This window comes from Holdemania sp. Marseille-P2844, from assembly GCF_900120005.1.
Taxonomy (GTDB): domain Bacteria; phylum Bacillota_I; class Bacilli_A; order Erysipelotrichales; family Erysipelotrichaceae; genus Holdemania.
This window is the reverse complement of the sequence record NZ_LT635448.1, coordinates 107957-134159: the sequence shown is the minus strand read 5'-3', so window position 1 is coordinate 134159 and position 26203 is coordinate 107957. Positions and strand designations below refer to the sequence as shown.

Below are 26203 nucleotides of genomic sequence, written 5' to 3'. Positions count from 1 at the left end.
TAAAAAAATTCCCTTTGCAAAAGGAGAAATTCGGAATTACCAAGCTTATTTCGTATCATTTTCCAGATCATTTCCCCCGCTATGATAAAAACACTTTCAGACACTTTTAAATAAAGATCCGCCCTTTAGAGTTTTACTAAACCTCAAAAGTAATTTTACTTTTCCCATTTTCTCAGAAGGCTTTTTTGAATTTTACGCAATATTAAAGATGTAGGGTCTTTGATAAAGCGGCTGCCCGTCCTGGATGGATCTTTCTTTTGATTCATTTGTTTTTCGAGCTTGTTTTTTGCAGCTCTGGAAAGGAGGGGCTTTCTATGAATTTTTTCATGGAACTTTTGTCTTCTTTAACGATAAGGGACATTCTGGCGGTTGCCCAGCTTTTGACAACCAGCCTGGACTGCATCTTAAAAATTATAGAACTCAAAAGAAATTAGATAATAAAAAACAAGAGTTTTTTGCGTGAATTTGAAAAATCTCAAAATCTCAAAAAACATCAATACAAAAAGATTGAATCTCTTCAACTTTTTGTAATTTGAGATATAATATAGGTGGTTAGCTGGTGAACACAGTACCCGTCTTGCACATCCCATGGATTGTGCGAATTAGCTTGGTGATACAAGCTACCTTGGCAGCTTTCGACTTTAGTGGGGTTGATTGTTGCCTTTTCTTTTGATAGAAAGCGTTAATGGGATTCTCTTTCCTTGATCGTATACTACAGGTTACCGCTAAATATAAAATGCATCTTAATCGTTTATTCCCTTTTTTGGAAATCGATAAATGATAGCCTTCTATGTCCCCTGATTCTGCTCTGTTGGGATCATTCCCCACATAGGCCACCATTGCACCTCTGGTTTTGAATTTGCTTATATCGCCAAACTCTGCGATGATTCTTGATGCCAGATTGGGACCGATACCATCAATACTTAAAATAATAGAGTAGTAGGGCGTTGCTTTCGCAAGCTCTATAATTTTATCGAGCTTCGCCTCTGCCTCTTCCATCGTATCCTGGAGATGATGAATGTCATCGACCAACACCGCAACCCAAGCATCCTCTTTATCACAGCCCGGATACGTTTTGTTCGCAAACTCAATCACCTTCTCTGCCGTTTTCAAACAAACTTCAAAACTATGATCAGTGTGCTTATTCAGTTTTTTTGCCACTTTCTCTGGCTGCTTGTTCTTCAACCTATCGGGATGGGGATACATTTCCAGTAACTGCAGCGAGATTTGACTGTATCCGTCTTGAAAGAGCTTCATATAGCCTGGAAACACGATACTCAGGTGACTTTGAAAGGTGACTTTATACTTTCTTAAATGAACAAGACAGTCTTCATATACACGATTGGCAGTACGCAATTCATGATAGAGATCCGCTTCTTTTTCATTCTCTCGGAGCTCTTTAATATAATAGACTTCCGCGATGGATTCTGGGTCTTTTTTATCTGTTTTCTTATTATGTATTTCTGTTTTCCTTTGTTTCGCTGACTGTAACGGCGAGATGGAGTATTGTTTGATTTCGTTCTTTTCTAAAAATCTTTCTAATGGCTTCGTATACACGCCGGTTGCTTCATAGACCGCAACCACTTCTTCGTTTGTTTTCTTCTCCAGTTCTTCTATTTTTGATTTTAAGAAGTTAAAGCCTTCTACGGTGTGAGAAATCCGATGCACCTTTCCCATTTTAGTGCCTCTTTGTGTAAAACATTGGAAGTGACTGTTTCCGTTGGATACATCAATACTAACGATAGGCCCTTTCATTGACAAAACCTCCTTTCACAAATAAGAGAGAGAATACTTCCATATTCAATTCAACTTTGTTTCGTAAGAAATCCAGACGATTCCACTCTTGTGGCGGATGCCTTTTTAGATTTAAACAAGCTTATGAATTTGAATAGGAAGAATGGCATTTTCTTTTACGAACTAGATTGTTCCAAAAAGTGCCAAGCCATTTCTTCTCTATGAGCTTCTCAACTTAGGTTGGCCCACAAAAGAAAAGAAGCTAAGAATATTATATCCTAACTTCTGATACCCTTGATGAGATACTAAGATTAACTGAACATCACCTGTATGATTTCTTCTCAATTTCAATATTTTATACTCATCTAATTCTATTTCGAGTAGGATACTTTATTCCTACTTTTATAATACGAAAAAGTGCCGCAATCAGTCGCAAAGATCATCGGCACTTATCTGTCCACCACTTCTCAAATAAGAGATAGTGTCTGACGGGTATCGCTTTCTCAAGCGTCCCTACGCTTATAGTATATTCCATTCCTGAGTTATTTCAAGAACTTTTTATTTATTTTCTCTGAGTTGTCGCTCGCAAAACAAAAGAGGTGAAAATCTGTTTCCCCTTATTATCCAAAAAAACAAGTCCTCATCTGTGCCGCGGCCTACCAACACCGAATCGTTAACTCCATATCTTATAAGCAAAATTTCAGTATCGCAAAATTCTTCCTGCTGCCACTGTGGAAGCCTGCCTCTCCATTAATTTCTTCCGTTGCCAGCCATTCCACGCAAAAACCGCAGCGGATTTCGCTGCGGTTGCCTTCTTTCCTGATTTCTGACTTGAAAAAACCAGAGATCCGTGACTTAGATGAAATATTCAACAGACTTCTTCGCCGACAGCTTGCCTTCGATAAAGTCACGTTTTACTGCGGTATCATACGAGCGCGCGTTATACTCGCAGACAAATGAACAGCGCATACAGTTGATACACTTGGTCTCATCAATTTCCAATGTCTGTGGATCAATGGCTCCGGTCGAACAATTCGCCGCGCAGGCTCCGCACTGGATACAATTTTCCGCTTTGAATTCTTTCGGCGCCGCTGAGATTTCCTTCGCGAAATCAACTTCCGGCGTTCCTTCAATCGTGATCGCTTCAACAGTTCCGCTGTTCAGTTTATCCATAACCTTGCCCGCGAATTCAGCCATGATCTGATTGTCTTCAACATTTGGACGGCTGTGTCCCGCTTTGGCAACGCTGGCAAAGACGTGCGGCGTTACCAAACCGATTGCGCCAACGACGACAAAACCCTGCTTGGAAACGATGTTCGCAATGTTGGCATAGACGTTCTCCGCTGCACGGTTTCCGAAGGCGCAGACGACGACGCATGGGGTGTTATCGCCCTTTAAGTTTGTAAACAAACCTTCGATCATCGGAATCTGTCCGCCATACGACGGCGCAGCGACGATCGCCAGATCCTCAGCCGCAAACGTCACTTCTTCTGTCCGGGATGCCGCGTTGGTCAAATCCGCAAACTCTACATCATCAGAGAACTTCGCCGCTAACATCGCCGCGGCATTCTTTGTTCCTTCTGTCGGCGAAAAAACCGCAACCTTTACATGTTTGGATTTCGGCGCTTCCTGCGGTGCCGGCGTGTTTTCCTCAGCGCAGCCGGCCAGTCCCATCAGCGCAGCCCCAGCCGTCAACGCAGCGGTTCCTTTAATAAAATTTCGACGTGATATTTCCTTCTTCATTTCTATTTCCTCCTCGTCTCTTCCATTGTATCAGGGTTTGTTCATTTTTCAACAATCAAACGATTATTTTTACAATCAACGAGTTATTTTATTTTGATCTTTGAGAATTATGCTATAATGACAGGCAAAGAGGACATGTCTATGAATGAACATAACGCTCTATTAAAGAAATCCCGGATGACCCGCTACTTTATCGACGCGGTCGTCTCACTGTCGGATGACATGCCGGTCGATGCGATCACGCTGCGCCAGGTCGCTGCCGCCGCCGGCTACAACAGCGCGACGCTTTACAACTATTTTCAAAATATGAACCAGCTGATCGCCTTCACGCTGATCGACCGAATGAGCCGGATCTGGATCGACGCTTCAAAGTTACAGGAACAGCTGAACGGCTCGCTCAATCACTACCTGGGCCAATGGCTCGCCCAATGCCGTGAATCTTTCCAGCATCCCCAGCTGTTTCTATATTTTTTCCAACTGGAAGAAAAAGCGCTGATTTACCAGCGAATTCCAGACTATTTTGCGGTCTTTCCAGAGATTCGCGAACAGCTCAGCGCCCCACTGTTGGCACAGACTGGAGAAACGGACTTTGCACGAAAGAATCAGAATATCCTGCTTCCCTGTGTAGAGGAAGGTTATTTCCTGTCGGCCGATGTGGAAAACCTGATCGCGGCAGCTGATATCCTGTTCGGCGGCATTCTCTTACAAATTCTGCGCCATCGCACAGATTCACAAGCGCCAGTTCACTACACTCAGATTTTTTTCCGTTTCCTGCATTCATTCACTGACGCTTATCGGCAAAAAGCAAGTCCGGAAAGTGACTGGTTGTACGAACAGATCGAACGCTGGGATCCTTCTTTCTCATTTCTTAATTCCTTTTTCATCTAACTTTAATCCTCTTATTTTCAAAGCTTTCTCCCGGGCATCACTCGTTTCGGGAGTTTTTTTCCTGCTTCTTCATTTCTTTCCTCCGCCGCCTTCCTTCTTTAAGGGAAAATGATGTTCTGTCTTTTCGCTGGTCTTGCTTTCACTCCACAATTAACGTTGTTGCAAAAAGTCCGCGGCTGATGGAAACCCTTCGCCAGATTCAACAGTTTTCAGTTTTGTTTGCGTCTGGCGTAAACAAAAAGGCATACGATCATGCCTTTTTATTCGGGGAGATTATGAAAGAGCTGAATTTCTCGCTTTAATCCTTGGATGCGATGCTCCAATTTTTCGCAGGAATCCTCCATTATTTCATCTGATCCGCAAAAAAGTGGACAGTTGCCTCGACGACGGCATTCTGGACGTCCGGATCGCTGCCGAATTCCCCGGCCCCAAGCGAGTGCGTGCCGCGTGGCACATCCAGATGGGTTGTGATTTTAGTGTTGACCGCCGCTTCAAAGATCGGATCTGTGATCGCCTTGGTTACAGTGTTATCCTGCCCGCCGGTGACCACCATCAAACTGCCGGTATAAGCGCTGAGATTGCCCATCGGTTTGGCTTGCGCGGACTGTTCTAAGAAGTCGTGCGCGACCGGAACCTCCTGATTCCAGATCCAGATAGTAGCAACGCCGCTGTCCGCGGATTCTTCGATCAGTTTTCTAATCGTTTCCTCATTCCCCATGCTTGTCAGCGACTTCAGCCCGTCGGCCGCCGCCGGCGCCCATAAGACGGTCGTTCCGACCTTTTCCTCGCTCAAATACAGCGAAGTCACGCGGCCGCCCATACTGTACCCCAGCATCCCAATGCGATCTTCGTCAAGCTTGTAGTTCGCGCGGGCATACGCGAACACGCTGGCAACGTCGTCGTGCATATTTTCAAGCGTATAGGCCATAAAGTCTTCCTGACTCTCGCCGCAGCCTGGAAAATCCAGCCGAAGACTGGCGATGCCCTGTTCAGCCAGTCCTTTTGCGACATCGGTAAACGCTCCGCTTTCTTCCTTGCTGCCCTGAAATCCATGAGCGAAAACGACTAACGGATAACCCGCTTCCGGCATGTCCGCCGGCAAATCCAGAACAGCCTGAATTTTGATGCCGCGGGCGGAATCGATCTCAACCTTCTCGCTGGTCGGCATTTTCACTGTTTCCGGGAGCTTCTCCGGATCGGACGTTGGAGTTGAGTCCTGCGCGGGCGAAGAAGCGCAGCCGGCTAAGCTCAGGCACAGACTTGCCGCTAATAAGCCATAGCTCCAGGACTTCATAACTCTGCACCGTCCGTTTCGATGACATGCCGATACCAGGCATAGCTGTCTTTTTTCACCAGCTTGCGCGTACCCTGACCATTATTGTCCACATCGACATAAATCAGGCCGTAGCGTTTTTCCATCTCGCAGCTGTTGCCGCTGACGATATCGAACGGCGACCACAGCGTATAAGCAAACAATTCCACTTCATCCTCTATCAGTTTCCGCATCTGCGCGATATGCTCGTGATGATAGGCAATGCGGTAATCGTCATGAATCTGACCTTCGCTGTCCAGCGTTTCTTCCACGCCGATACCGTTTTCCGCAATCATCATCGGAACATGATAACGATCCCAATAGGAGCTCATCGCGATATACAGTCCAGTCGGATCAATCGTCCACCCCCATTGCGTTGCTTTCGTAAACGGATTGGCCACCTTCTTGCCGGAAGCATCGACGCAGTGTGAATAATAATATGCCACCGCCAGGAAATCCATCGTGTTTTCCTTGATCAGCTCCGCATCACCCGGCTCCATCCGAATTGTAATGTGATGTTCCTTAAAATAACGCTTGGCATATCCCGGATATTCCCCGCGCAGCTGCACGTCGGAATAGAAATAATCCTTCATCCGGTTCGCCTCTAACGCCTGCTCGCAAGCTTTCGGATCGCTGTTGAGCGGATAAGTCATCTGATCGGCAAGCATGACGCCGATCTGGATCTGCGGATCAATCGCCTTCGCTGCCCGGACTAACAGCGCGTTTGCCACAAATTCGTGATGAACCGCCTGATACTTCGCTGCCGTGAAGTCCTCGTATTCATCCATGATCATGCCTAACGAGCTGAATGATTCGCCGAAGATCAGATTGATCTGGTTGACAGCGATCCAGTACGGGACTAAATCGTGGAACTGTTCAAAGCAGGTCCGGGCATAATTCACATACATTTCGATCGTCTCACGGCCATACCAGCCCTGATGATGCTGGACGATCGCCAGCGGCATATCGTAGTGCGACAGCGTGACAATCGGCGTGATCCCGGCCTCATGCAAGGCTTCAAAAACCTGGCGATAATAGGCAATGCCCGCCGCATTAGGCTGTGCGTCGTCACCATTAGGGAAAATGCGCGCCCAGCTGATGCTCATGCGGAAGGCCTTAAAACCCGCCTGCTTCATCAGCTCAATGTATTCCGGATAGCGATGATAGAAATCAACCGCCTCATGCTTGGGATAATGATGAACCGGGTGATCGGAGAAAACATCCGCCACCCGTTCCGTCAAGGATTGCCGTGTATAATTGACGTTGCCGCCATGCGCGTCGTGAACCCGGCAGATCTGGATATCAGCGACATTAACGCCTTTGCCGCCTTCCTGCCAGCCGCCCTCCATCTGGACTGCCGCGCTGGCGCCGCCCCACAGAAAGGTTTCCGGAAACTTCGCCATCGTTAACCCTCCTTTTCCGTCAGCTTCCGCATGACGACTTCAAAAGTCAGAATCAGATCGGCAGTCAGCTCGATCTCGCTGTTGATCGTCATCAGCGTATCCTGAGCGTGATTAAATAACATGCTGTATTCATAGCGGATGCCGCGGGCTTCATTCTGGATGATTTCCGTCTGTGCCCGATGCGCTTCCGCAATTTCCTTTTTCGCCATTTCCAACAGCACGTGGGCTTCAGTGAAATTCATTTCCCGCATCGCTTCGCGGGCCTGCTTGGCATAGTTGCGGGCGTCGCCGGCGTGCAGGATGATTCCCATCGCGGCGCTGACCAGGGCTGGCTGTGTGTTTTGTTCGCTCATGCTTCTTCCTCTTCCTTCAACACTTTCATTTCGTGGGCCTTAAAGAAAGGATACCAAATAACCCAGGATACCGCAAACAGGACAACTTCCAGCAATATGACCCGGAAATCCCCATGTGTCGCCAAGAAGGAACAGATCGGCATCGGCAGCTGATTGACGTTCATGACGGCATGTGGAATGGTGACCAGTCCGGCCTTTAAGACAAACCAGACGATCGTCGGGATAACCAGCGAGTTGATCCACATCGGCAGCATCAGAATCGGATTCAGCGCGATCGGCGCACCGTAGACCAGCGGCTCATTGATATTGAACAGTGATGGGACCAGCGCCACTTGACCGAAGCGCTTCAGGCGCTTGCTTTTGGAACGGCACATCATGACATTCAGCGCCAGCGTCACGCCCATGCCGCCGATAAAGATAACGCTGAAGGTGATATTGGAAGTATAGATATTGGCCGGCGCCAGCCCGTTGGCAAAGGCTTCCGCATTGGCGGTGATGCCGGCCAGCGCGATCGGTGTCGTGATCGGATTCATAAACCAGCTGTTGACGCCGAAGGAATAGAAGAACGCCGGAATGAAGATACATAACAAGAAGCCCGGGAACGTCTGTCCAATCGCGATCAACGGACTGAACAGCTGCGTGATCAACGCGAACAAATCAAGGTTCAGGCCATAGATCAAGGTCGTGGTCAGCACGAGTACGACAATGCCCGGGATGACCTGGTTCAGCCAGCGGACTAAGAAATCAGGAATCGCTTCCGAATCCTCAAACCAATGCAGCTTGAAGTAAAGATTACTGATAACAATCGTAACGATCCCCGCGAAGAACGCCGGAATCATACCGGTCCCGCCAAAGCGGCCGAAAGCCACCTGGAACTGGAAATTTTCGATTGACGGACGGATGATCATCATGAACATCATCAACGAGATCAGACCTGTTGAAACGCCATATTCGCCGAAGCCATATTCCTTCGCGCCATGATAGCCGACTAAGAAGACCAGCGTCAGCGACATAATGCCGAAGCTAAACGTGTATACCGGCGATAAATCCGGCAAGAACGGCAGATAACCGGCGATCAGATTGTAGATGGAGATCAACGATCCCAGCAACAGGATCGGAACGTTCGCCATCAGTGCGCTGGAGAGTGCCTTGATGATTTTTTTGTCCATAAACTTGGCAACTTTCGGGGCAAAATCGCTGCCCAGCCATTGAATCAACTTATCCATGATTGAATTCTCCCTTATTCTTCTTAATTGCTTCCATGCTTAATTCCATCAACCCTTTGCCATCCAGTCCGGCGTACATTTCCTTGGGAATGACGATCACCGGCACATGATACGGCTCGCACAGCTGCGTCATCTCCGCTTTTACATATTCCAGATGCGGACCTAACAGAAGCAGGTCGATCGCGTTCACATCATCCTGAACGCTGTTCTTGTTTTTAGCTTCGATCTTGGCGACGACATTCATTTTCTTAGCGGCGATCCGCATTTGCTGAGCGAGGAATCCGCTCGACATGCCCGCGCCGCAGCACAGCAGAATTCTGATTTTATCCATCTTGATTTTCCCTTCCTTTTCGTATGAGAACCGGTTCTTACGCTCTCATTATTGTCGATAAAGGGATTCCTTTCCACTCGCTTTTTTCACCACTGGTGTGAAAACTCCAACAATTTCATGCCTGCGGTGAATTTCATTGATTGAACCCGGCGGGAACTCATGCGTATAATAAAATCAACAAAGCGTCCGTGTTCAACCGGGATTTGTTCTCAAAACAGGCGGCTGCCGGATAAAAGATCCGGTATTCAGTGTCTGCCGAATAAGCAAACCGATACACGACAGCCATCCAAAAATACCGTAATTCTCATTTTATCCAATCGGAAGGAGGGAAACCGAATGGATCCAATCAAAGAGAAAATCATCCAGCAGCTGCAGAAGCAGCCGGAGCCGATAAGCTCGACCAGTCTGGCGGAGCAGCTTCATGTCAGCAGCCGGACGATCAAGAATCACATCAAGGGGATCAATCAGGAACAGCCCAATTTAATCCAGGCGACGGCGAAAGGGTACATCTTAAATAAACAAATGCCGCTGCCGGTTCCGGAAGAAACACCGGCGCAGTCCTATGAGGAGCGGTTTTCCTACATCACGCATCTGTTTTTTGTCGATCATGCGTCCTCGCTGAATCTTTACGATTTGTGCGATGAGCTGTATTTGAGCTATTCTTCGATGAAACAGCTGATTTCCAAAGTCAATCAACAATATGCTGCTTACGATTTGTCTTTAAAATGCAAGAACGATGCGATTTTTCTCATCGGCACTGAGCGCAACAAACGCCGCTTTCTGACGCAGACCTTATATAAGGAGGCCGCTGGACACTTTGTCGACGCCGCGATGCTGAAAACGCATTTCCCGGAAATTGATATCGCGTATCTGCAGACGACGATGCACGATATCTTCATGAAATATAATTGTTATATCAACGACTTCGGGTATACCAACCTGCTTTTACATATCACGGTTATTCTTGACCGGATCCTCAACGGCAACGCCTTCAGCGAAACCGACGGCCGGCAGGAAACAGTCCATCCGATCTGTGAGGAATTGATCGCTACTTTTTCCATCCACTTCAGCGTACAATTTAATCCGCTGGAGCGGCAGAATATGAACGAGCTGATCACCGCAAACATCAATTTTATGCAGCGCAAAGATGATGAAACATTAAAAACAATCGTCGGACCGCAGATTTTCACGCTGACGCATGAAATTATCGACGAGATCAACCGCCGTTATCACCTGCAGCTCAACAAGGAGACATTATTGGTGCCGTTGTCTTTGCATTTCAAGAATCTGTTCTACCGTTCTCAGCAGCAGACCAGCCTGAAAAATCCATTATTGGAAACGATTCAATCCTCCTGTCCGCTGCTTTACGACTGCGCGATCTGCATTACGGATTATCTCGACGAACATTTCAACATTCAGATCAGTCCCGATGAAACGGCCTATCTGGCAATGCACATCGGCGCGGATCTGGAACGGCAGCAGAAGGACATCAAGAAGTTGAAATGCGCGCTGCTCTGTCCGGATTATCAGCAGAATCAGCAACAGATTTACAACTGTTTGTTAATCCATTTTGATTCAGATATCATTATTCCGACGGTAGTTTCGTTTGAGGAGGAGTTGGAGGATAAAAGCTACGAGCTTCTGTTTACCACCGTGCCGGTCCATGCGAACCGGGGCTTTACGATCCTGCTTCCGCCGATGATCAGCGCGATGAATCTCAAAGAGATTTACAGTCAAATTCAGACTGTTCTGGACCGCAAAAAAATGCAGATTCTGACGGAATATTATCCGCAGTTTTTCTCGCCTGCCTTATTTTATCTTGACAAACAAGCGGACAGCCGGCGCGAAGACATCCTGAAAATTTTATGCCGGAAGCTGCATAATGAACAATTTGTTTCTTCTCACTTTCTGGATGAAGTGCTGAAGCGGGAGCAGGCAGCCTCCACCGCTTTCGGACAAATCGCAATTCCCCATTCGATGAAAATGGACTGTGAAAAAACCGGACTGGCCATCGCCATTTCTCCCGGCGGCATCCAATGGGGAGCACAGCGCGTGCATATCGTTTTATTGATCGCGATCAATGAGAAAGACTCGCACTTGTTTAAGGAACTCTACGAAGCGTTAATCCTGCTTTTCTCCGATCCGTCCATTCTTGAGGTCCTGCGCTAATGCAAGACCTTTGAGGAATTTACCAATGTCATCTTCAGCTTTACAATGTAATTTACTGTTTCAATAAAGCTTCAGGATTGGCATATCAACGTTAAAAAGCCAGGAACATTCCAGTTCTTTCTGATTTCAGATCTCTTTCTTGTTGAAACGACGAAACTCCCGTATTTCTCAAACGGGGGTTTTTTATATTTCCGAATCAGCGGCTTTAGAAAAAACAGCGTCTTCTGAATTTCCCCTAGCTCAAGCTTTTCTTGTTATCAGTCTCGTTCTTTATCTTTTAGCGGATTTTATAAACGAAAGGCTGCGGCGATGTGATCTGATTAGCAGCTGCCTTCCAATTTTCTCTTTGCCTCGGCACTTTCAGCCCTTTTCACTTCAGCCCAATTTTTCCTTTTGCGATATTTCGCCTTCCTCGGGAATTGGGTGAAAACATGCTATAATGATTAAGAAACCACCGCAGGCTATACAGCCTGATTCTCTTAGCAAATTGAAGACCGCAGTGGCTGAGCTTCCTTTGATGACCGGGAAACAGCGGTGCGGACAGGGAATCGCAAATGAAAGGGACGACGTAAATATGAATACAGAAAAACGGAAATCCGTTGAAGATTACCTCAGTTCATTCCCGGATAAACAGCGAAATCTGTTAAATCAGCTGCGGGCACTGATCAAAAAAACGATACCTCAGTGTGAGGAAAAGTTGTCCTGGGGTGCACCGACATATATGCTGGAAGGCCGTTATTGCCTGCAATTTGCCGGGAATCAAAAGCACCTGGGTTTCTATACGAGTCCAACAACGATCAGACAGTTTCGGACTGATTTAACCGCCTATAAAACCAACGAAAAAAACACGCTGCAGCTGAGCTGGGATCAGCCGCTTCCTGAAGATTTACTGATCAAGATGATCCAGTTCCGCGCGGAAGAAGTCCGGCAGGAGGCTCTGAAATGAAGCTGAAAGCGGGCTGCCATGTTCCCTTTGCCGAACGTTTGCAGGAAGAATATAAAATCAATGGCGATCAAATTACAGCCAACGTCGGAACCGATAAGATCGAATCCGTAATGCAGCATTTCATCGCGGTCCACGAAGAACCCCTTTTCTTTATCCTGGAGCTGCCCACTCAGGCCAGAAATGAACAGGAAATCCGACCGGGCGTCGTGGAAAAGCTGCATGTTGATGTGTATTATCTCGACGGCTGTTCGCAAGCTGCGGCGCTCGCCCTTTTAAAGCAAACGGGGCCGCTTTTGTTTGAAGACGGACTCTCGACCTTTGGCTTTGGCGGTTTGCAGAGCGGCGATGAAATTTTGTTCAGCAAATATAACATAGTAACGATCTTCAGCCAGAATCTTCAAAGTTACGCCGAGTTCTTCGCAGCGCATCAAATGCGCGAAAATCCTAATCTGCTTACGGCCTGGGATCTCTTTGATCCGCAGCATCCCGGCGTCAGTAAAACCGTCACGGTTGAGGGGAAGGACATCTATTCCATCCCTGAGCAATTAAAAGATTGGGGACTGTATCTGGCTCAGCGCCGGGAAGAAAACTAAGCGGAATATTGATCGCTCTAAAAGAAAAAGCAAGTAGAAATGAGGTCACTCTATGAAATACTTTTCGATGTTAATCAAACCGGCGTCCAGCTTATGCAACCTGCGCTGCCGTTATTGTTTTTACTGCGACGTCGCGGAAAACCGAAAGATTCCTTCCTACGGCGTGATGAGCGAAGAAACGATGAATATTCTGATCGACAAGACGCTGGGCTTCTTCCGTGAAGAAGTGACGATCACCTTCGCCTTTCAGGGTGGGGAACCCACTGTGGCGGGGCTGGACTATTTCCGCCGGTTTATCCGCCGGGTCAACCTGAAGAAGAAGAGCTACCACCAAATCCAATACGCGCTGCAAACCAACGCGACACTGCTCGATGACGAATGGGTCCGCTTTTTGAAACAGAATCGTTTTTTAGTCGGGGTATCGCTGGACGGCTACGCCGCGCATCACGATGCGATGCGCCCGGATGCCAAAGGTCAGGGAACGTTTGCCCGCATTTTGGAAAACATTGAAAAGCTGCGTCAGGCAAAGATTAATTTCAACATTCTGACGGTATTAACCCGTCAGCTGGCGGAGCATCCGAAAGAATTATTTGATTTCTATCTGAGACAGCATCTCGATTATATCCAGCTCATTCCCTGTCTGCCGCCGCTGGAGGATCAGAACGATCCTTATTCCCTGACGCCGCAGACCTTCTTCCGGTTTTATGATGAATTTTTCCAGCTGTGGCTGGAAGAATTAAAACAAGATCACTACATCAGCGTGACCTTGTTTGATAATCTGATCCCGCTGTTCGACGGTGTCCCGCCGCAGCAATGCGGTTTTCTGGGCTTCTGCAGCATGCAGTTTGTCGTAGAGAGCGACGGCAGCGTCTATCCATGCGATTTCTATGTGCTGGACGAATACAAACTGGGCAATCTGCGGGATTGCAGCCTGGCGGATTTATCGAAATCAAAGATCCTGTCCGGCTTCCTGCAGGGGCCGCGCCGATCAACAAAGCTTTGCGAAACCTGCCGCTATGCACAAATCTGCCACGGTCAGTGCAAGCGCCTGAATATTTGTTACTTCGACGAGGAATTCTGTGGTTATCAGGCGTTCATTCAGAAACATGAAGCGATACTGACACAGCTGGCGATGATCCTGCGCAGACAAGCGTAAACATAAAACGATCATCGTTTAAAGAAACAAAACAAAAAAGCATCGAATAATGGGAATGAAATAAATTTTGAGTCAGCTCTCCGGCTGACTTTTTAATTGACCTCCAAAAAACAGACGGTTTTCTCCGCCGTCTGCCCGCATTATTCCTGCTTTACCGGATGTCCAGCACGGCATTTGCGACCCAGCCCAGCTGACCGTTTCTTTTGCAGAACGACCGATCGGCAAAGGTTTGAATAACCGCCACTTCCTGCCCTTGACGCAAAGAGAGCCAACAGCTTGTGCTGTTAAAACAATGCGGCTTGCCGTCGATCATCCGCAGCGCACTTCGGGGGATTTCCAACAGACGGTGAGTTCGTTGATGCCGCACGCGCAGAAATTCGCCAGCTTCCTCCAGCACTTCGATTTCACTTTCAAAATACCGCACGAATACCTGCTGATCCTTCGGCGTGCCCGCTTGATCGGCAACAACCCGCCGCCGCGGCAAACGATCCACGCTGACCGTCTGAAACTGCTGAAAGTCGCCGTTGTGAACGATCAGGGCATTCAGCTGACCATGCGCATGCATTCCGCATCCGCCGTCGATCGCCAGGATATTCCGATCTTTCAGAAAATGCACGCCGCAATTTCCCTGTCTGTCACTCAGCGCCACTGTCGGCATGTGGCCCACGATCACCGGGAACGGAAATCCCACGGCAGACTTCAACAAAAAATCATTATCTTTTAAAATCAGGCGCGGATCGTTATTTAACAAATGCTGAAGGTCCTGAATACTGGAATGCACCGCAGCATAACCCGAACCCGCGGCGATCAGCGGCAACTCTTGCAAAAACGCAAATTCCGCGGCATACGCGCCTGTCAAGCGCTGACGCAGAGCCTGAAAATCGGTCTTTTCATCCATTGTCACGCCCTGTTTTCGAGCCATCTCGCTGATCAGCGACCGCCGCGTCCGCAGATAACTCAACTTCATCGGCAGCGGTATTTTATCTTCCAGCAGTTGTTCCGCTTCATCATTATTTCCCTTTAACACGATAACCCGTTCGTTGCGGGCCAGTGTCATCACCAGCCGCAGCGTTTCCAGACTGGCGCTGCCTTTCTCAATCAGATCCCCCAACAGAAACAGGAAATCTTTCCCCGGAACATAGTCAGCCTTTTTCAACAAAGCTTCCAGCAAGTCTTTTTCACCATGGATATCCGAAATGAAAAGCGCCCGATAGGAATGAAGATCCTGAATTCGAAGCTGTGAACGATCCAGCATCAGCCGCGGACTCCGCTGTGTTTCAGCCAGGTTCCCCGCTGATAATAAAGAAACAACGTCACGGCCGACAATGTCCAGGTCAGCGGATAGCTCCAGAACACGACGACGATCGAATTGACAAACATCATCGCCACCGCCAGGAATACCTGCCGGATGATGCAGTAATAGAAGACGTTGACCAGCATCGGCACAGTCGTATTGCCCGTTCCGCGCACCGCGCCGGTCAGCACCTGCGCCACATTGAGAATCGAATAGAACGGCACCAGTGTGCGCATCATCCACGATCCATAATAAATCACGTCCGCTTCCTGTGAGAACATCCGAATGCACAGATCCGAGAACAGATAGGCCGGAATTCCGATCGCGATGACAATGCCGATTCCCATAAAGATACAGGTGGTAATGCCCTTTTTAACCCGTTCAATCTGATTCGCGCCCATGTTCTGTCCGACAAACGTCGTGATTGCCAGCATGAAGCTGTTGACCGGCAGACCGAGGAAATTATCAAACTTGTTCGCCGAGCTGAAACCGGCGATCGCCGCCGAGCCAAACCGGTTGACATATGACATGACGAGCACGTTGGAGAAGGAAACGATCATCTGCTGCAGACCGCTGGGAATTCCCAGCCGCACAATCTGCATCAACATCGGCTTGTCAATCCGGATTTTCTTCGGGATGATCTGGTAGCTTTCCTTTGACCGCAGCAGCGTGACCGCCACCAGAATGCAGGACACCGTCTGCGCGATCAGCGTTGCCCAGGCCACCCCGGCCACGCCCATGTTCAGCTGGATGACAAACACCAGGTCCAGAATGATATTCAGCACGCTGGCAATCGTCAGAAAGCACAGCGGCCGGCGCGAATCGCCGACAGCCTGCAGGATGCCGGCCCCGGAGTTATACAACATCGTCGGGATGATCCCCAGAAAATAAATCCGCAGATACAGCACCGCCATGTCCATGATATCCGCCGGCGTCCCCATCCATTGCAGAAACAGCGGCGTCAGCGTAATCCCGGCCACCATCATCAGCACGCCGAACAAAAATGTAAACGCCACAAACGTATGCACCGCAATATGCAGCTCTTCCAGCTTCCGCGCGCCGAAGAACCGCGAAACCAGAACACCCGCGCCGGCGGCGACGCCCATAAAAAATCCGATCAACATGTTGATCAGCGGCGTGCTCGCACCGACGGCAGCCAGCGCCTGATGTCCGACAAAGTTGCCGACGACAATCGAGTCGACCGTGTTGTAGAGCAGCTGGAATAAATTTCCCAGCAATAACGGAATTGAGAATAATAAAAGTTCTTTCCAGATCACGCCGGAAGTCATGAGTCCACGTTGTTTCGATGCCATGCCTTTCCCCCTTGTTTGCTTTTCTATTTATTAAGAGTAATTATAATCCACTTTGTGAAAATTGTTAATCCTTCCCGGCCATTTCCATTCCCGGCGCAGGCCAGCGCAACGTCACGAATCCGCCTCGTTTCGTCGTTGTTCTTAACCACAGCGAAAGATCCGCTTCCTTGATCTGACTTTCGTCAAAAAAGGTGATCACGCCGGTTTGCGGGTCCAGTGCACTGATCATCACCCAGTGCCAGTCGTCGATCCGCTTTTCCTCCCCCGCGCACAGGTTGAGGAACGCCGCCGGTTCATCCCGCTTCAAGGCTTCCTCCAGAAACTGGCTGACCGCCGTCCACTGCGGTCTTTGGGCCGGATCCTCCGCGACCTCCAGCGCCTGAACTTCAAAGTTTTCTTTGACTTCAGCACGGTACTTCTCCAATCCTTCGGTAAACATCGAGACCCGGTTTACCCCGCCATGACCGGGCGTGATATAATTCCACAGCTCATTCATCTGATCCAGTAAATTCTGCCGGCTGGATAACAGCGGCTGCCTGTGCATCAACCGCTGTTTCTGTTTTTGATAAAAGAGGAGCGAAGCCGCAGCCGTTGGTCCGCAGCCTGCTTTGCGCTGCCACAAATCACCATACCATTCCTGATTCGCGCCCCAACTCACCTGACCGCTGGCAGGATCCACCAAACACATCGCTTCCGGAAATAAAATCGCCGTCATCCTTACCGCCCCTTTCGCCCTGCATCCGCTTTTCAATACCCCTTATCATAGTCCTAACGGGCAGGAAAAGCAAACTTCTTATACCGGTAAAAATCCCGTTTTCCCCCATAAAATCGCAGCGGTCATAAATAAAACGCCGGATTTCTCCTGTTTCAAAATCTCTGCGTTTCCTTTGCTTCCCATCCCCTCTGGAAATGGTATAATAAGGCTATAAAATAATTTGTTTTCGTTTAATCTTTACGTTCGTTCAATCGTGCAGCGTGTCAGAATAAAACTATTCCACCTTAATTTTAAAATTGTTGCTTCTGTTTCTCTCCATAAAATCCTCATGGAGAAACTGACCAGCCTTAATCATCAGATTCTTCCAGTAACTCCTGTTTCCAAGTTTTCGGATGCCTCAGTTTAACAGGCAAAGACGAGATCCCTTTCATCCAATACAAAGAAAGGAAGGATTAAGATGAAGATCAAGAATTCAGCTTTTACCCTGCTTGCCGCCGCAGGGCTGTCTGCGCTGATGTTGGCGCTCAATCAACACCGCAAAGCTTTGCTTCTGTTTAATCCAAAGGCCGTGATCGGGGCCTATTTCTGTTTTGGATTGCTTTGCGGGCTTGTTTTTCACCGCAAAGATTTCCGCAAAATTTCCGGGACTTCTCTGATCGCCGCCCTGATCGCCGGGCTGATCCTGACTTTCCTGATTTCATTAACAGGCCCGCGGTTTATCGCCTTCCACCTGTTCCTGATCAGTGACGCCGCGATGGTCCTTAGCGGCTGGGGATTAGTCGAAATCCTGTTTTCCGGGGAATGACTCTATCTTTTAAAATCGGAATCTGCTATAATCCAGATAAGTTAACATATTAAGTTAAGGAGTGAAGAGAAATGGAATACAAGGTCGCCAAGTATTTCCAAATCGAACAGGATATCATCGCCGCCATCAAATCCGGCCAGCTGAAACCGGGCGATAAGGTCGACAGTGAATCCGTGCTGAAAAAAAAATATAATGTCTCGACGATCACGGTCCGCAAGGCATTTACCGATCTGATCAACGAGGGTTATCTCACCGGTATTCAAGGGTTGGGCACCTTTGTCGCCAAGAAGCAGATGATCCGCGGACTGACTTCGCTCAGTTTCAGCGACGAACTGCTTCAGCAGGGATACCAGATTGACATGCATGTGGATAAAATCGAACTGATCACCAACGCTCAGATCGCTGAGAAACTGACGATTGATCCCGATCAGCCGATCGTCTGCGTCCGGCGAATCCGCCTGGCTAACGACGAGCCGATCGCCTATCAAAGTTCGTTTGTCGACAGCCGTCTGCTTTCGCTGGAACAGGCACAGACTGTCTACGAAACCAGATCCTTCTATAAAACGCTGGCTCAGGTCAATGTCACGCCGGTCTGGGTAAATGAAAATTACTCAGTGCGCGAGATCGGCAACACCGAGATCGCCCGGCTCATGAACATCCGCAAGAATGCCGCGACGTTCTTCGTTAAGCGGCTGACCTTTGATCAGCGCGATGAAATCATCGAATATGCGGAAACGTATTTCAACAAAGATTGGTATTCCGTCACCGTCAATATTAAAATGTAAAGGACATTCTTCGACAGAATGTTCTTTTTTTGACTGAAAGGGCTTGCATATTGCGAGGCTGCACCGTATAATGGAATCAGTTAATATGTTAACATATCAATATTATAAGATAATTGAGATTGTTCGTTAATATACTGACTGAGGAGGAATGAAGATCTATGGAAATTCAGAATTATAACCAGTGCTATGAACAGGCGGTTGTTGATCTGTGGAACGCCTGTCTGCCCTGCGATCCGCTGACCTTACAGAAATTCCGCAAGCAGGCGCTGCTGGACGACAACTTCGATCCATCGCTGTGCTATGTGGCGATGGCGGATGAGAAAGTCGTCGGCTTCCTGTTGGCCACCCGCCGCAAGTTTCCTTATCTGGAACGGGGAACGGAGCCGGACCGGGGCTGGATCAACGTCTTATTCGTCGAAGCCGGACATCGCCGTCAGGGAATCGGCCGGGCTTTAGTCGAAAGAGCCGAAGCCGACATGAAGGCGCGCGGCGCTAAAAACGTCACGGTCGCCGCGTACAGCCCGAATTATTTCTTCCCGGGCATCGACAAGCAGAACTATCCGGAATCGGCCGCCTTCTTTGATGCAATGGGCTATCAAAGCGGCGAGGAAAGTTACTCGATGTGCAAGGATCTGCATGGTTACCAGCTCGATGAAGCGGCGCTGGCCCGCAAGGCGAAAGCCGAAGCCGCTGGTTTCCGGTTCATTCCGTTCAGCTGGAAATATTGCGTCGACCTGCTTGAATTTGCCAAGGTGGAATTCGGCGGCGGCTGGAAGCGCAACCTGCTGATCAGTATGCAGAACAATCTGGCGGAAGACAACGTGCTGCTGTGCGTTGATCAAAACGATCAGCTCGCCGGCTTCTGCATGCGTCAGATCGACGGCAATCCGATGCGGTTCGGTCCGATCGGCGTCATGGCCAGCCAACGCAACTGGGGCTTAGGCAGTATTCTGCTCGATCTGATGCAGCTGGAAATGGAGAAGCGCGGTATCTATCACATGTATTTCGTCTCCACCGACGCACCGGGACGCCGTTTCTACGAGCGTCATGGAATCACCGTTTTCCGCACCTTCACCGATTACCGCAAGAATTTGGATTAACCGAAATCCGCACAAAAAGCATGCTCTATTAAAGAAAGGAAGAACACATTATGACCTCAATCCAACGCGTCGTCAGCATCGGCGCACATTCGCTGGACGCCGAGCTGATGGGCGGACCGCTGATCCTCAAATATGCCCGGCAAGGCGCGCACTGCACGCTGATCCACGTCACTCAGGGAAGGCTGGAAGATCCGGCCGCGACGGAGGAAGCGAAGCAGCAGTATCTCAAAGATCTCTTGACCATGAATCAGAAAGCTGCGGAAAAGCTGGGCGCCGACACGATCTGGCTTGGCTACGTTTCCAGCAATATGCCTTCGCTGGAGGACTTCGCTCAGCGGATGGAGCAGTATTTCGTCGATGAGAAAGTCGACCTGGTCATCACCCATTGGCGCGGTTCAATGCATCCGCGGCACATCAACACTCACGACGCCGTCGTCACCGCCGTCAAGCGGCTGCGTGAAAAAGGCAATCCGATCCGCCTGGTCTACGGCGAAACGTTTGAGGATCTCGTCGGCTTCCTTCCGCAGGCCTACTTCACGCTGAATCCAGAGGAAGTGACCCAGTGGTACGACGCAATGAAGGAATACGCCGTCTTCCGCGGCGAGGTCAACGACTTTCCTTACCAGCAGTATTATCCGACAATCGGCAAAGTCCGCCAGATCGAATCCAACAACAGCGGCTATACCGTCGCGTATATGTACGCCAGTCTGATCGAACCGCAGCTGTGGTAAAAAGAGAGGAGAAATAACCATGGGTAAAATTGTAGTCCGCGTCGATGACCGGCTGATTCACGGCCAGACCATCGTCGCCTGGTGTCCGACCTTGGCGATCCAGGAAATCATTGCGATCGACGATGAAAGCGCCAAAAATCCAATGCTGAAATCGATCATGACGATGAGCGTGCCGCCGCTTTATAAAACGCACATTGTCACCACGGAGGAAGCCCGCAGCCTGTTAAGCCAGGACAGCGGCACCAACCGGCTGGTCATCGTGCGCTTCCCAAAGCAGCTGGAAGAACTGGAAGACACCGTTCTGAAAGCTGACTTCGTGATGCTGGGCAACATTGCCAAACGTCCGGATTCCGTGCATAAGGTTTCCGGTGCGACCGGCATCTTCTATCTCAGCCAGCAGGACGTGGAAGTGATCGACGCCTTGAGCGCCAAAGGCGCAGACGTCTGCTTCCAACAGCTGCCGAACACTACCCGGACAAGCTGGGACGCTTTCCGCAAAACGATTGAATAGAAAGTCAGAGGGGTAATTATGTCAATCATTCAAATCATCCTGATCGCAATCTTTGTGTATCTGGGATCCATCGGTTCTATCGTCGGCAACACTATCGGCTGGTACACTTTAGGCCGTCCGTTAGTCGCGGCGCTGGTCGTCGGCGTCATTTTAGGGGATATTCAGACCGCCATGGTCGTCGGAATTCCGTTACAGATCATGTATATGGGCAACGTCACGCCGGGCGGCGCGGTTGCCTGGGACTTATCGTATGCCACCTACATCGGCGTCGCTGCGGCGATCGTCTTCGGTCAGGGGATGGACGCGACCGGAACGATCGGTCTGGCTGTGGTCTTCGCCGGGATCGGCGGACTGGTCGGCCAGGTCATGTGGAATTTGTCGTATGCCCTAAACCTGCCGCTGAACCGGGTTGCCGCAAAATATGCGGAAGCCGGGGATACCCGCAAAATGATCGTTCCAAACGTCTTCATGGGTCAGGCAATCGGTTTCTTATGCCGTTTTGTTCCGGCGGTGCTCGTTCTGACGTCGATGACCGCAGCTTCCGGCCAGGCTGATTTCGCAACGCTGATTCCGGGCTGGGTCACCACCGCACTGAGCATTTTCGGCGGCATGATGGCTTCGTTGGGAATGGGCATCATCTTATCGTTCTTATTAAAGAAGAAATATCACATCGTCATCTTCTTAGCCGGATTCATTCTCGTCACTTATTTCGGTTTAAGCACGATGGCGGTCGCGGTTGTCGCGATCATCACCGCGGTTCTCTACTATGTCGCAGCCTCCTCGTTGGCTGATCGGAAAGGAGCTTAATCATGGCTAAGAAAATCAGTGAAAAAACATTAAAGAAATCCTTCCGGACGTGGTTTTTCTGGAACGGCTGTTCCCAGCAGGCAGAATCAATGCTGGGCATGGCGTTCGGTCAGGCGATGGCCCCGGTCATTGAAGAATTATACGACACGAAAGAAGAACGGGCAGCTGCGCTGCAGCGTCATATCACATTGTTCAATACTGAAGCACAGGTCGGTTCCATCTGCAACGGCATCGTCTGCGGTCTGGAAGAGGCCAATGCCAATGGTCAGTGTACTCCGGAACTCATCAGCAGCGTCAAAGTTGCCTTGATCGGCCCGACATCCGCCATCGGCGATTCGCTGTGGGTTGCGACGATCATCCCGATCCTGCTGACAATCTGCCTGTCGATCTCTCAGGCTTCCGCCAATATGCTTTGGCTGGGACCGGTCATCTACATGCTTGTCTATCCGATCGGCACCTGCGCGCTGAGCTGGTTTCTGTTCAAGCTGGGCTATAAGTCCGGACTGGAAGGGATGCAGACGTTTATGGCGACAGGCCGGCTGAATTTACTGACGGACACGATGACCGTGCTGGGCCTGATCGTCGTCGGCGCCCTGACCGCTTCCTTCGTTTCCTGCACGCTGCCGATTCAGATCGTCAAAGACGTTTATGACGCCACGACCAACACGATCCTGGAAAGCCAGGTGCTGTTCAACGCCGATTCCGTACTGAACTCCATCTTCCCGCAGATCCTGCCGCTGGGCCTGACATTAGGCGTCTATGGTTTGTATGCGAAGAAGAAATGGTCGCCGTTGAAATTGATGGGGCTGATCCTTGTTCTGGCGTGTGTCCTGACCTTCATCGGTTATGCCACCGGTTTCTACGCGTAAATCCGTAAACTGAATTCATCCATCCTCTTTTGGACAGATGAGGAAACACTCTCAGCGCTGCTTCACTCACAGCGCTGAGTTTTTTTGTGGAAAAAGGACAGCGGTGACGCGCTGCCCTGATCTAATCTGTACTCTCTGTTTTAAAATGGGAAACAAGGCTGCGCGACGCTGATGTTTCGCATTCGTTTGCGAACCGCAATCTGATCGACGTTCTCAGTCGCTTTCCTCATCGGGTTGTGCAGACATTCATCCGCATTTCTTGCCTGAACAGCCTTAATGCACTTCTGGACCTCATCGAGCTGATCAGCTGGTATGCTGTACCGTCGTACACAAACTTTCTGACACAATTAGCGGAAAGCTCTTCACGATTCATGATCGGTTTGATTTTGACTTTCTGCCTGATTACCAACATTCTCTGCCGACGTTATTACGCCGGATAGATGAAGGAAAGCATTGTTTGCGGCGGCGTCCTGTAAGGTCGCAAGCAGCGCGTCCGCATAGCCGCCTAAATTTCCGATCAGTTCCTCCCTATTTATTAATTCAATTTCAAAAGGTTCCTGCGCGGTGCTTAAAATATCATAGAGAGCGTCGAGATTATTTCCATAATAATCGGGAAAGGCAAGCTGGTCTTTAAGCTGCCGATGCAGCGTCTGTTTATCCCGGCATTCGCGTCCGTCAATCAAAGCACGCTTCATTCGTTTCCCCTCACCGCTTCAAAGCTTGCGTAATGATCATCCGAATAATAGATCAGACCGTCATCGGAAAAGACAAGGCGTTCCTTTCCCCGATAACCACCTTGATAATCAATGTCGCATTCATACCAAGTCCGGCCGTGAGCGTTGGGAAGCAAACCTTCGCGGTTGCCGAAGCGGTCGCCGCCGATGGATTTGCCTTCGGCTACGTCCCACAGATTTCCTTTCGCGTTATCCCAGCCCAACGCCTGAGCTTCTTTTTTCGTGATGTAATTCTCCGGCAGATGTCCATAGGTTTCCAGATACTCCGCGACTTCCTCCTTCGTGGAATACCAGCCGTCCTCCTGAACCGTTATTGTTTCTTCCATCGGCTGGGAAGTGGCCGGCGGGATCTGCGGCACCGACGTCGAAGCACATCCCAACAAGCTCAGCATCGCCCATAACGCCAAGCCTAATTTAAATCGCAGTTTCATAAACACGCTCCTTTTTTAACATCATAAAACAAAATAGAGAAGAACGCAAAGTCCATTCTTCTCTGTTTCACGGCAAAATAAGTTATGCTTCCCCTTCCCTCCTCTTTTTATAAGGAATCCCTTGAAGTCCTCCTTTTTCCAGTGTTAAAATAGGGGCGTTGTTTGCCGCGGAAGGCAAACAAAGAAAGAGGGGATTTGTTGATGATCATCGAAGGAAATCCAAAAGAACTCGCCGCGATGGAGCAATTCCATAACGGCAATCGTCAGGCCGGGTTGGCGCTTCAGGAAGAATTCGCCGCCGCTTTCCGTGAAGAGTACAAGGAAAAGGACCATTGTCCTTGCCGGAAAGCTTGCCGCTATCATGGCAACTGCAAGGAATGCGTCGCCATTCACCGCGCCCATCAGGAACATGTGCCGAATTGCATGCGGCCGCTGATCAACAAGAAGCTTAAGCTGCTTTCCGAATTGACGGAGCACACCCTCGCCCGCGAAATCGAAGCACCGCAGGAAATTGAACGAAAAGAATTCCAGACGGTTAAATAAAGAAGATTCTTTCCACATCCCTGAGCCTTAATCTGAGCAAGCTCAGCTGGCCTGGCGAGAAACAGCCTGAAACTTCCTGCAACAGGAAATCTCAGGCTGTTTTTTTATTTCTGTTTCCAAGCTGGGGAAAATGATAAGTGAGTCGATCCAGTTACAACTGAGAATTAGAGTGGAGCTGGGCTGCGAACTCCGCCAATCCACTGCTTTCCAGAATAAATTTCAGCAGTTCCTTTTCTTCGCCGCTTCCATCACGTTCTCCACGATCTGCGGGTTCAGAAAGACCAGACTGCTGCGTTCGGCGCCGAACACCGCTTCGCCCCACACAACTTCGTCGTCTTCCGTTTGCGCTAAATCCCGAAAGTCGCGGCTGCAGAAGGTTTTTATTTCGGCCATCAGCTGGGCAGCGCAAGCTTCCCGCCGGCGGACACAGGCTTCTGCTTCCTCGCTCGGAATCAGCCAGGCGTCGGCCAGAACTCCGCCCCGGGTAATCGGGTAGTCCAAAAAGGTTTCCGGCCCCCTGTGTTTGGCCTGAAGTTTTCGTTTCTGCGGCCGGATTCTTTTCTTTTCTGGATTCACCGGCACGTCCGCTTAGCGCCGGTCATTGCGCTGAACGATATTCAAAAGACGCAGAAATTGTGTAATCGCGACCGCCAGCGCCGCAACATACGTCATCGCCGCCGCTGACAGCACTTTCTTGGTTGAGCCTACTTCCTCGCTTGTCAATAAGCCGCAGTTTTCAATCGCGGCCACTGCCCGGTGGCTGGCGTCAAATTCAGTCGGCAGTGTGACCAACTGGAACACAACGCTCAATGCAAAACAAGCCACGCCGATATACGCGATCGTGATCGCCGAGCGCCCCATATTGGAGAAAATCAATCCCATCAAAATCAACGGCGTGGACATCCGGGAACCGATATTCGTCAGCGGAATGATCGCGTTGCGAATCCTTAACGGTGCATATCCATGGGCATACTGGATCGCATGTCCAGCTTCATGCGCGGCCACACCGACCGCGGCGGTGGAAGCAGAACCATAAACTGAATCGGATAACCGGATGACATTCGTGCGGGGATCGAAATGATCGGTCAGATTTCCTGATATCCGCTCGATCCGGACATCATACAAACCGTTGGCATCCAGCACTTCCCGTGCCGCGTCATAGCCGGTCATCCCGTTGCGCGTGCGCTGCTGGCTATATGTGCGGAACGTCGAATTCACCCGGGCGCTGGCCCACATGGAAAATCCAATCGCCGCCAGAACCAGCAAATAAAAAATATCGTAAAATGCGTAGAACATAAACATTCCTCCCTATCAGGCAGGTTTATTCTACACGATTTTACGATACTTTCCACTAGACAACCGCACGGCTTTGTCAATCCCGGTGACAAACCGGGAATTTTATAACGAAACTAACCAGGAATCGTTCTTTCCATTAAAACTTGCTTATCCTTATCTAAAGCTCGATAGATCCCCGGCCAACAGGAAACAGACGCCTCCGGAATTTCCAAGGTGATCAGCGCAAAATCATCATGTCCCTGTTCCACAGTCCACGTCAAACCGTTATTCAGCTGGGCTTCCACCCGATCTACACGCGGATCCCTGCGCACGATCACTGCCATATAAATTCCGTCGTTTTCCATCCTTTGAAGATCACAGGCTTCCTCCGGATTCATCACAAGGTTGATCTTGTTTCCCTCGATTTCTTTTGTTG

General features: G+C 49.5%; 29 protein-coding genes. 14 read left to right on the top strand and 15 right to left on the bottom strand.

The window, feature by feature from the left end; genetic code table 11:
- Nucleotides 1-244: 244 nt before the first annotated feature.
- A complete protein-coding gene (locus tag BQ7364_RS17630; RefSeq protein WP_139248531.1) occupies nucleotides 245-463 on the top strand; it encodes a hypothetical protein in 219 nt (72 codons plus the stop codon).
- 89 nt (nucleotides 464-552) lie between these two features.
- Here the strand turns inward: BQ7364_RS17630 and BQ7364_RS01490 are convergent, their stop codons facing one another.
- Nucleotides 553-1755, bottom strand: a complete 1203-nt coding sequence (locus BQ7364_RS01490; RefSeq protein ID WP_072683000.1) for an IS110 family RNA-guided transposase — start codon at nucleotides 1753-1755, stop codon at nucleotides 553-555.
- An 834-nt stretch (nucleotides 1756-2589) separates the two neighbouring features.
- Nucleotides 2590-3477: a 4Fe-4S dicluster domain-containing protein gene (locus BQ7364_RS01485; protein WP_072683062.1), complete on the bottom strand. Its 888-nt coding sequence runs from the start codon at nucleotides 3475-3477 to the stop codon at nucleotides 2590-2592.
- Between the two features lie 141 nt (nucleotides 3478-3618).
- Here BQ7364_RS01485 and BQ7364_RS01480 point away from each other — a divergent pair, with 141 nt between their 5' ends.
- Nucleotides 3619-4365 carry a TetR/AcrR family transcriptional regulator gene (locus BQ7364_RS01480; protein ID WP_072683061.1) on the top strand — a complete coding sequence of 249 codons (747 nt, stop codon included), beginning with the start codon at nucleotides 3619-3621 and terminating at the stop codon, nucleotides 4363-4365.
- Nucleotides 4366-4708: 343 nt separating this feature from the next.
- Here the strand turns inward: BQ7364_RS01480 and BQ7364_RS01475 are convergent, their stop codons facing one another.
- From BQ7364_RS01475 to BQ7364_RS01455, 5 genes are read right to left on the bottom strand one after another with little or no spacing between them, the layout of a single operon-like run.
- Nucleotides 4709-5659 (bottom strand): alpha/beta hydrolase family protein, encoded by a 951-nt coding sequence (locus BQ7364_RS01475; RefSeq protein WP_072683060.1) that lies wholly within the window; start codon nucleotides 5657-5659, stop codon nucleotides 4709-4711.
- Nucleotides 5656-7080: a glycoside hydrolase family 1 protein gene (locus BQ7364_RS01470; RefSeq protein ID WP_072683059.1), complete on the bottom strand. Its 1425-nt coding sequence runs from the start codon at nucleotides 7078-7080 to the stop codon at nucleotides 5656-5658. The genes BQ7364_RS01475 and BQ7364_RS01470 overlap by 4 nt, the downstream gene beginning before the upstream one ends.
- 2 nt (nucleotides 7081-7082) lie before the next feature.
- Complete coding sequence (locus tag BQ7364_RS01465; RefSeq protein WP_072683058.1) at nucleotides 7083-7433, bottom strand: PTS lactose/cellobiose transporter subunit IIA; 351 nt, start codon at nucleotides 7431-7433, stop codon at nucleotides 7083-7085.
- A complete protein-coding gene (locus tag BQ7364_RS01460; protein ID WP_072683057.1) occupies nucleotides 7430-8659 on the bottom strand; it encodes a PTS sugar transporter subunit IIC in 1230 nt (409 codons plus the stop codon). Before BQ7364_RS01460 ends, BQ7364_RS01465 begins: the two co-directional genes overlap by 4 nt.
- The gene (locus BQ7364_RS01455) at nucleotides 8652-8990 is read right to left on the bottom strand and encodes a PTS sugar transporter subunit IIB (RefSeq protein ID WP_006057274.1); all 339 of its coding nucleotides are present in this window, start codon (nucleotides 8988-8990) and stop codon (nucleotides 8652-8654) included. The genes BQ7364_RS01460 and BQ7364_RS01455 overlap by 8 nt, the downstream gene beginning before the upstream one ends.
- A 336-nt stretch (nucleotides 8991-9326) precedes the next feature.
- Between BQ7364_RS01455 and BQ7364_RS01450 the strand changes: the two genes are divergently transcribed.
- The 4 genes from BQ7364_RS01450 (at nucleotide 9327) to BQ7364_RS01435 (ending at nucleotide 13854) form a co-directional block, all read left to right on the top strand.
- Nucleotides 9327-11159: a BglG family transcription antiterminator gene (locus BQ7364_RS01450; protein WP_072683056.1), complete on the top strand. Its 1833-nt coding sequence runs from the start codon at nucleotides 9327-9329 to the stop codon at nucleotides 11157-11159.
- A gap of 574 nt (nucleotides 11160-11733) precedes the next feature.
- Nucleotides 11734-12105 (top strand): iron chaperone, encoded by a 372-nt coding sequence (locus BQ7364_RS01445; protein WP_072683282.1) that lies wholly within the window; start codon nucleotides 11734-11736, stop codon nucleotides 12103-12105.
- Complete coding sequence (locus tag BQ7364_RS01440; RefSeq protein ID WP_072683055.1) at nucleotides 12102-12698, top strand: hypothetical protein; 597 nt, start codon at nucleotides 12102-12104, stop codon at nucleotides 12696-12698. Before BQ7364_RS01445 ends, BQ7364_RS01440 begins: the two co-directional genes overlap by 4 nt.
- A gap of 52 nt (nucleotides 12699-12750) precedes the next feature.
- Complete coding sequence (locus BQ7364_RS01435; protein ID WP_072683054.1) at nucleotides 12751-13854, top strand: radical SAM/SPASM domain-containing protein; 1104 nt, start codon at nucleotides 12751-12753, stop codon at nucleotides 13852-13854.
- A gap of 151 nt (nucleotides 13855-14005) precedes the next feature.
- Here BQ7364_RS01435 and BQ7364_RS01430 read toward each other — a convergent pair whose 3' ends face one another.
- The 3 genes from BQ7364_RS01430 to BQ7364_RS01420 all read right to left on the bottom strand — a co-directional run bounded on the left by BQ7364_RS01430 (nucleotide 14006) and on the right by BQ7364_RS01420 (nucleotide 17176).
- Nucleotides 14006-15109 (bottom strand): metallophosphoesterase, encoded by a 1104-nt coding sequence (locus BQ7364_RS01430; RefSeq protein WP_072683053.1) that lies wholly within the window; start codon nucleotides 15107-15109, stop codon nucleotides 14006-14008.
- Nucleotides 15109-16461 (bottom strand): MATE family efflux transporter, encoded by a 1353-nt coding sequence (locus BQ7364_RS01425; protein WP_072683052.1) that lies wholly within the window; start codon nucleotides 16459-16461, stop codon nucleotides 15109-15111. The genes BQ7364_RS01430 and BQ7364_RS01425 overlap by 1 nt, the downstream gene beginning before the upstream one ends.
- A gap of 64 nt (nucleotides 16462-16525) precedes the next feature.
- Nucleotides 16526-17176 (bottom strand): hypothetical protein, encoded by a 651-nt coding sequence (locus BQ7364_RS01420; RefSeq protein ID WP_072683051.1) that lies wholly within the window; start codon nucleotides 17174-17176, stop codon nucleotides 16526-16528.
- A gap of 457 nt (nucleotides 17177-17633) precedes the next feature.
- Between BQ7364_RS01420 and BQ7364_RS01415 the strand changes: the two genes are divergently transcribed.
- The 7 genes from BQ7364_RS01415 to BQ7364_RS01385 all read left to right on the top strand — a co-directional run bounded on the left by BQ7364_RS01415 (nucleotide 17634) and on the right by BQ7364_RS01385 (nucleotide 22784).
- Nucleotides 17634-17981: a hypothetical protein gene (locus BQ7364_RS01415; protein ID WP_072683050.1), complete on the top strand. Its 348-nt coding sequence runs from the start codon at nucleotides 17634-17636 to the stop codon at nucleotides 17979-17981.
- A 71-nt stretch (nucleotides 17982-18052) separates the two neighbouring features.
- Complete coding sequence (locus BQ7364_RS01410; protein WP_072683049.1) at nucleotides 18053-18766, top strand: GntR family transcriptional regulator; 714 nt, start codon at nucleotides 18053-18055, stop codon at nucleotides 18764-18766.
- A 158-nt stretch (nucleotides 18767-18924) separates the two neighbouring features.
- Nucleotides 18925-19866, top strand: coding sequence for a GNAT family N-acetyltransferase (locus BQ7364_RS01405; protein ID WP_072683048.1), 942 nt, complete (start codon nucleotides 18925-18927; stop codon nucleotides 19864-19866).
- 50 nt (nucleotides 19867-19916) lie between these two features.
- Complete coding sequence (locus BQ7364_RS01400; protein ID WP_072683047.1) at nucleotides 19917-20597, top strand: PIG-L deacetylase family protein; 681 nt, start codon at nucleotides 19917-19919, stop codon at nucleotides 20595-20597.
- A gap of 19 nt (nucleotides 20598-20616) precedes the next feature.
- The gene (locus BQ7364_RS01395; RefSeq protein ID WP_072683046.1) at nucleotides 20617-21108 is read left to right on the top strand and encodes a PTS sugar transporter subunit IIB; all 492 of its coding nucleotides are present in this window, start codon (nucleotides 20617-20619) and stop codon (nucleotides 21106-21108) included.
- 18 nt (nucleotides 21109-21126) lie between these two features.
- Complete coding sequence (locus BQ7364_RS01390) at nucleotides 21127-21915, top strand: PTS sugar transporter subunit IIC (RefSeq protein ID WP_072683045.1); 789 nt, start codon at nucleotides 21127-21129, stop codon at nucleotides 21913-21915.
- 2 nt (nucleotides 21916-21917) lie between these two features.
- Complete coding sequence (locus BQ7364_RS01385) at nucleotides 21918-22784, top strand: PTS system mannose/fructose/sorbose family transporter subunit IID (RefSeq protein WP_072683044.1); 867 nt, start codon at nucleotides 21918-21920, stop codon at nucleotides 22782-22784.
- A gap of 362 nt (nucleotides 22785-23146) precedes the next feature.
- Here the strand turns inward: BQ7364_RS01385 and BQ7364_RS01380 are convergent, their stop codons facing one another.
- Together BQ7364_RS01380 and BQ7364_RS01375 are read right to left on the bottom strand one after the other, a co-directional pair.
- A complete protein-coding gene (locus tag BQ7364_RS01380) occupies nucleotides 23147-23479 on the bottom strand; it encodes a barstar family protein (RefSeq protein WP_072683043.1) in 333 nt (110 codons plus the stop codon).
- Nucleotides 23476-23949 carry a ribonuclease domain-containing protein gene (locus tag BQ7364_RS01375; RefSeq protein ID WP_072683042.1) on the bottom strand — a complete coding sequence of 158 codons (474 nt, stop codon included), beginning with the start codon at nucleotides 23947-23949 and terminating at the stop codon, nucleotides 23476-23478. Before BQ7364_RS01375 ends, BQ7364_RS01380 begins: the two co-directional genes overlap by 4 nt.
- A 201-nt stretch (nucleotides 23950-24150) precedes the next feature.
- On the opposite strand from BQ7364_RS01375, the gene BQ7364_RS01370 reads away from it, so the two are divergent.
- Nucleotides 24151-24492: a hypothetical protein gene (locus BQ7364_RS01370; protein WP_039863535.1), complete on the top strand. Its 342-nt coding sequence runs from the start codon at nucleotides 24151-24153 to the stop codon at nucleotides 24490-24492.
- Between the two features lie 219 nt (nucleotides 24493-24711).
- Here the strand turns inward: BQ7364_RS01370 and BQ7364_RS01365 are convergent, their stop codons facing one another.
- The 3 genes from BQ7364_RS01365 to BQ7364_RS01355 form a co-directional block, all read right to left on the bottom strand.
- Nucleotides 24712-24993, bottom strand: a complete 282-nt coding sequence (locus BQ7364_RS01365; RefSeq protein ID WP_139248530.1) for a hypothetical protein — start codon at nucleotides 24991-24993, stop codon at nucleotides 24712-24714.
- An 87-nt stretch (nucleotides 24994-25080) separates the two neighbouring features.
- The gene (locus BQ7364_RS01360; protein ID WP_083538343.1) at nucleotides 25081-25788 is read right to left on the bottom strand and encodes a zinc metallopeptidase; all 708 of its coding nucleotides are present in this window, start codon (nucleotides 25786-25788) and stop codon (nucleotides 25081-25083) included.
- 113 nt (nucleotides 25789-25901) lie between these two features.
- Nucleotides 25902-26165 (bottom strand): hypothetical protein, encoded by a 264-nt coding sequence (locus BQ7364_RS01355; RefSeq protein ID WP_234973133.1) that lies wholly within the window; start codon nucleotides 26163-26165, stop codon nucleotides 25902-25904.
- Between the last annotated feature and the right edge of the window lie 38 nt (nucleotides 26166-26203).

Excerpts from the sequence above, each read along its gene's own strand:
- BQ7364_RS01395 (WP_072683046.1), top strand. The coding sequence starts at position 20,617 with ATGGGTAAAATTGTAGTCCGCGTCGATGACCGGCTGATTCACGGCCAG.
- BQ7364_RS01420 (WP_072683051.1), bottom strand. The coding sequence starts at position 17,176 with ATGACGGCGATTTTATTTCCGGAAGCGATGTGTTTGGTGGATCCTGCC.
- BQ7364_RS01370 (WP_039863535.1), top strand. The coding sequence starts at position 24,151 with ATGATCATCGAAGGAAATCCAAAAGAACTCGCCGCGATGGAGCAATTC.
- BQ7364_RS01445 (WP_072683282.1), top strand. The coding sequence starts at position 11,734 with ATGAATACAGAAAAACGGAAATCCGTTGAAGATTACCTCAGTTCATTC.
- BQ7364_RS01375 (WP_072683042.1), bottom strand. The coding sequence starts at position 23,949 with ATGAAACTGCGATTTAAATTAGGCTTGGCGTTATGGGCGATGCTGAGC.
- BQ7364_RS01465 (WP_072683058.1), bottom strand. The coding sequence starts at position 7,433 with ATGAGCGAACAAAACACACAGCCAGCCCTGGTCAGCGCCGCGATGGGA.
- BQ7364_RS01385 (WP_072683044.1), top strand. The coding sequence starts at position 21,918 with ATGGCTAAGAAAATCAGTGAAAAAACATTAAAGAAATCCTTCCGGACG.
- BQ7364_RS17630 (WP_139248531.1), top strand. The coding sequence starts at position 245 with ATGGATCTTTCTTTTGATTCATTTGTTTTTCGAGCTTGTTTTTTGCAG.
- BQ7364_RS01355 (WP_234973133.1), bottom strand. The coding sequence starts at position 26,165 with ATGAATCCGGAGGAAGCCTGTGATCTTCAAAGGATGGAAAACGACGGA.
- BQ7364_RS01450 (WP_072683056.1), top strand. The coding sequence starts at position 9,327 with ATGGATCCAATCAAAGAGAAAATCATCCAGCAGCTGCAGAAGCAGCCG.
- BQ7364_RS01455 (WP_006057274.1), bottom strand. The coding sequence starts at position 8,990 with ATGGATAAAATCAGAATTCTGCTGTGCTGCGGCGCGGGCATGTCGAGC.
- BQ7364_RS01405 (WP_072683048.1), top strand. The coding sequence starts at position 18,925 with ATGGAAATTCAGAATTATAACCAGTGCTATGAACAGGCGGTTGTTGAT.
- BQ7364_RS01460 (WP_072683057.1), bottom strand. The coding sequence starts at position 8,659 with ATGGATAAGTTGATTCAATGGCTGGGCAGCGATTTTGCCCCGAAAGTT.
- BQ7364_RS01360 (WP_083538343.1), bottom strand. The coding sequence starts at position 25,788 with ATGTTCTACGCATTTTACGATATTTTTTATTTGCTGGTTCTGGCGGCG.
- BQ7364_RS01400 (WP_072683047.1), top strand. The coding sequence starts at position 19,917 with ATGACCTCAATCCAACGCGTCGTCAGCATCGGCGCACATTCGCTGGAC.
- BQ7364_RS01435 (WP_072683054.1), top strand. The coding sequence starts at position 12,751 with ATGAAATACTTTTCGATGTTAATCAAACCGGCGTCCAGCTTATGCAAC.
- BQ7364_RS01425 (WP_072683052.1), bottom strand. The coding sequence starts at position 16,461 with ATGGCATCGAAACAACGTGGACTCATGACTTCCGGCGTGATCTGGAAA.
- BQ7364_RS01475 (WP_072683060.1), bottom strand. The coding sequence starts at position 5,659 with ATGAAGTCCTGGAGCTATGGCTTATTAGCGGCAAGTCTGTGCCTGAGC.
- BQ7364_RS01380 (WP_072683043.1), bottom strand. The coding sequence starts at position 23,479 with ATGAAGCGTGCTTTGATTGACGGACGCGAATGCCGGGATAAACAGACG.
- BQ7364_RS01410 (WP_072683049.1), top strand. The coding sequence starts at position 18,053 with ATGGAATACAAGGTCGCCAAGTATTTCCAAATCGAACAGGATATCATC.
- BQ7364_RS01470 (WP_072683059.1), bottom strand. The coding sequence starts at position 7,080 with ATGGCGAAGTTTCCGGAAACCTTTCTGTGGGGCGGCGCCAGCGCGGCA.
- BQ7364_RS01390 (WP_072683045.1), top strand. The coding sequence starts at position 21,127 with ATGTCAATCATTCAAATCATCCTGATCGCAATCTTTGTGTATCTGGGA.
- BQ7364_RS01480 (WP_072683061.1), top strand. The coding sequence starts at position 3,619 with ATGAATGAACATAACGCTCTATTAAAGAAATCCCGGATGACCCGCTAC.
- BQ7364_RS01485 (WP_072683062.1), bottom strand. The coding sequence starts at position 3,477 with ATGAAGAAGGAAATATCACGTCGAAATTTTATTAAAGGAACCGCTGCG.
- BQ7364_RS01415 (WP_072683050.1), top strand. The coding sequence starts at position 17,634 with ATGAAGATCAAGAATTCAGCTTTTACCCTGCTTGCCGCCGCAGGGCTG.
- BQ7364_RS01430 (WP_072683053.1), bottom strand. The coding sequence starts at position 15,109 with ATGCTGGATCGTTCACAGCTTCGAATTCAGGATCTTCATTCCTATCGG.
- BQ7364_RS01490 (WP_072683000.1), bottom strand. The coding sequence starts at position 1,755 with ATGAAAGGGCCTATCGTTAGTATTGATGTATCCAACGGAAACAGTCAC.
- BQ7364_RS01440 (WP_072683055.1), top strand. The coding sequence starts at position 12,102 with ATGAAGCTGAAAGCGGGCTGCCATGTTCCCTTTGCCGAACGTTTGCAG.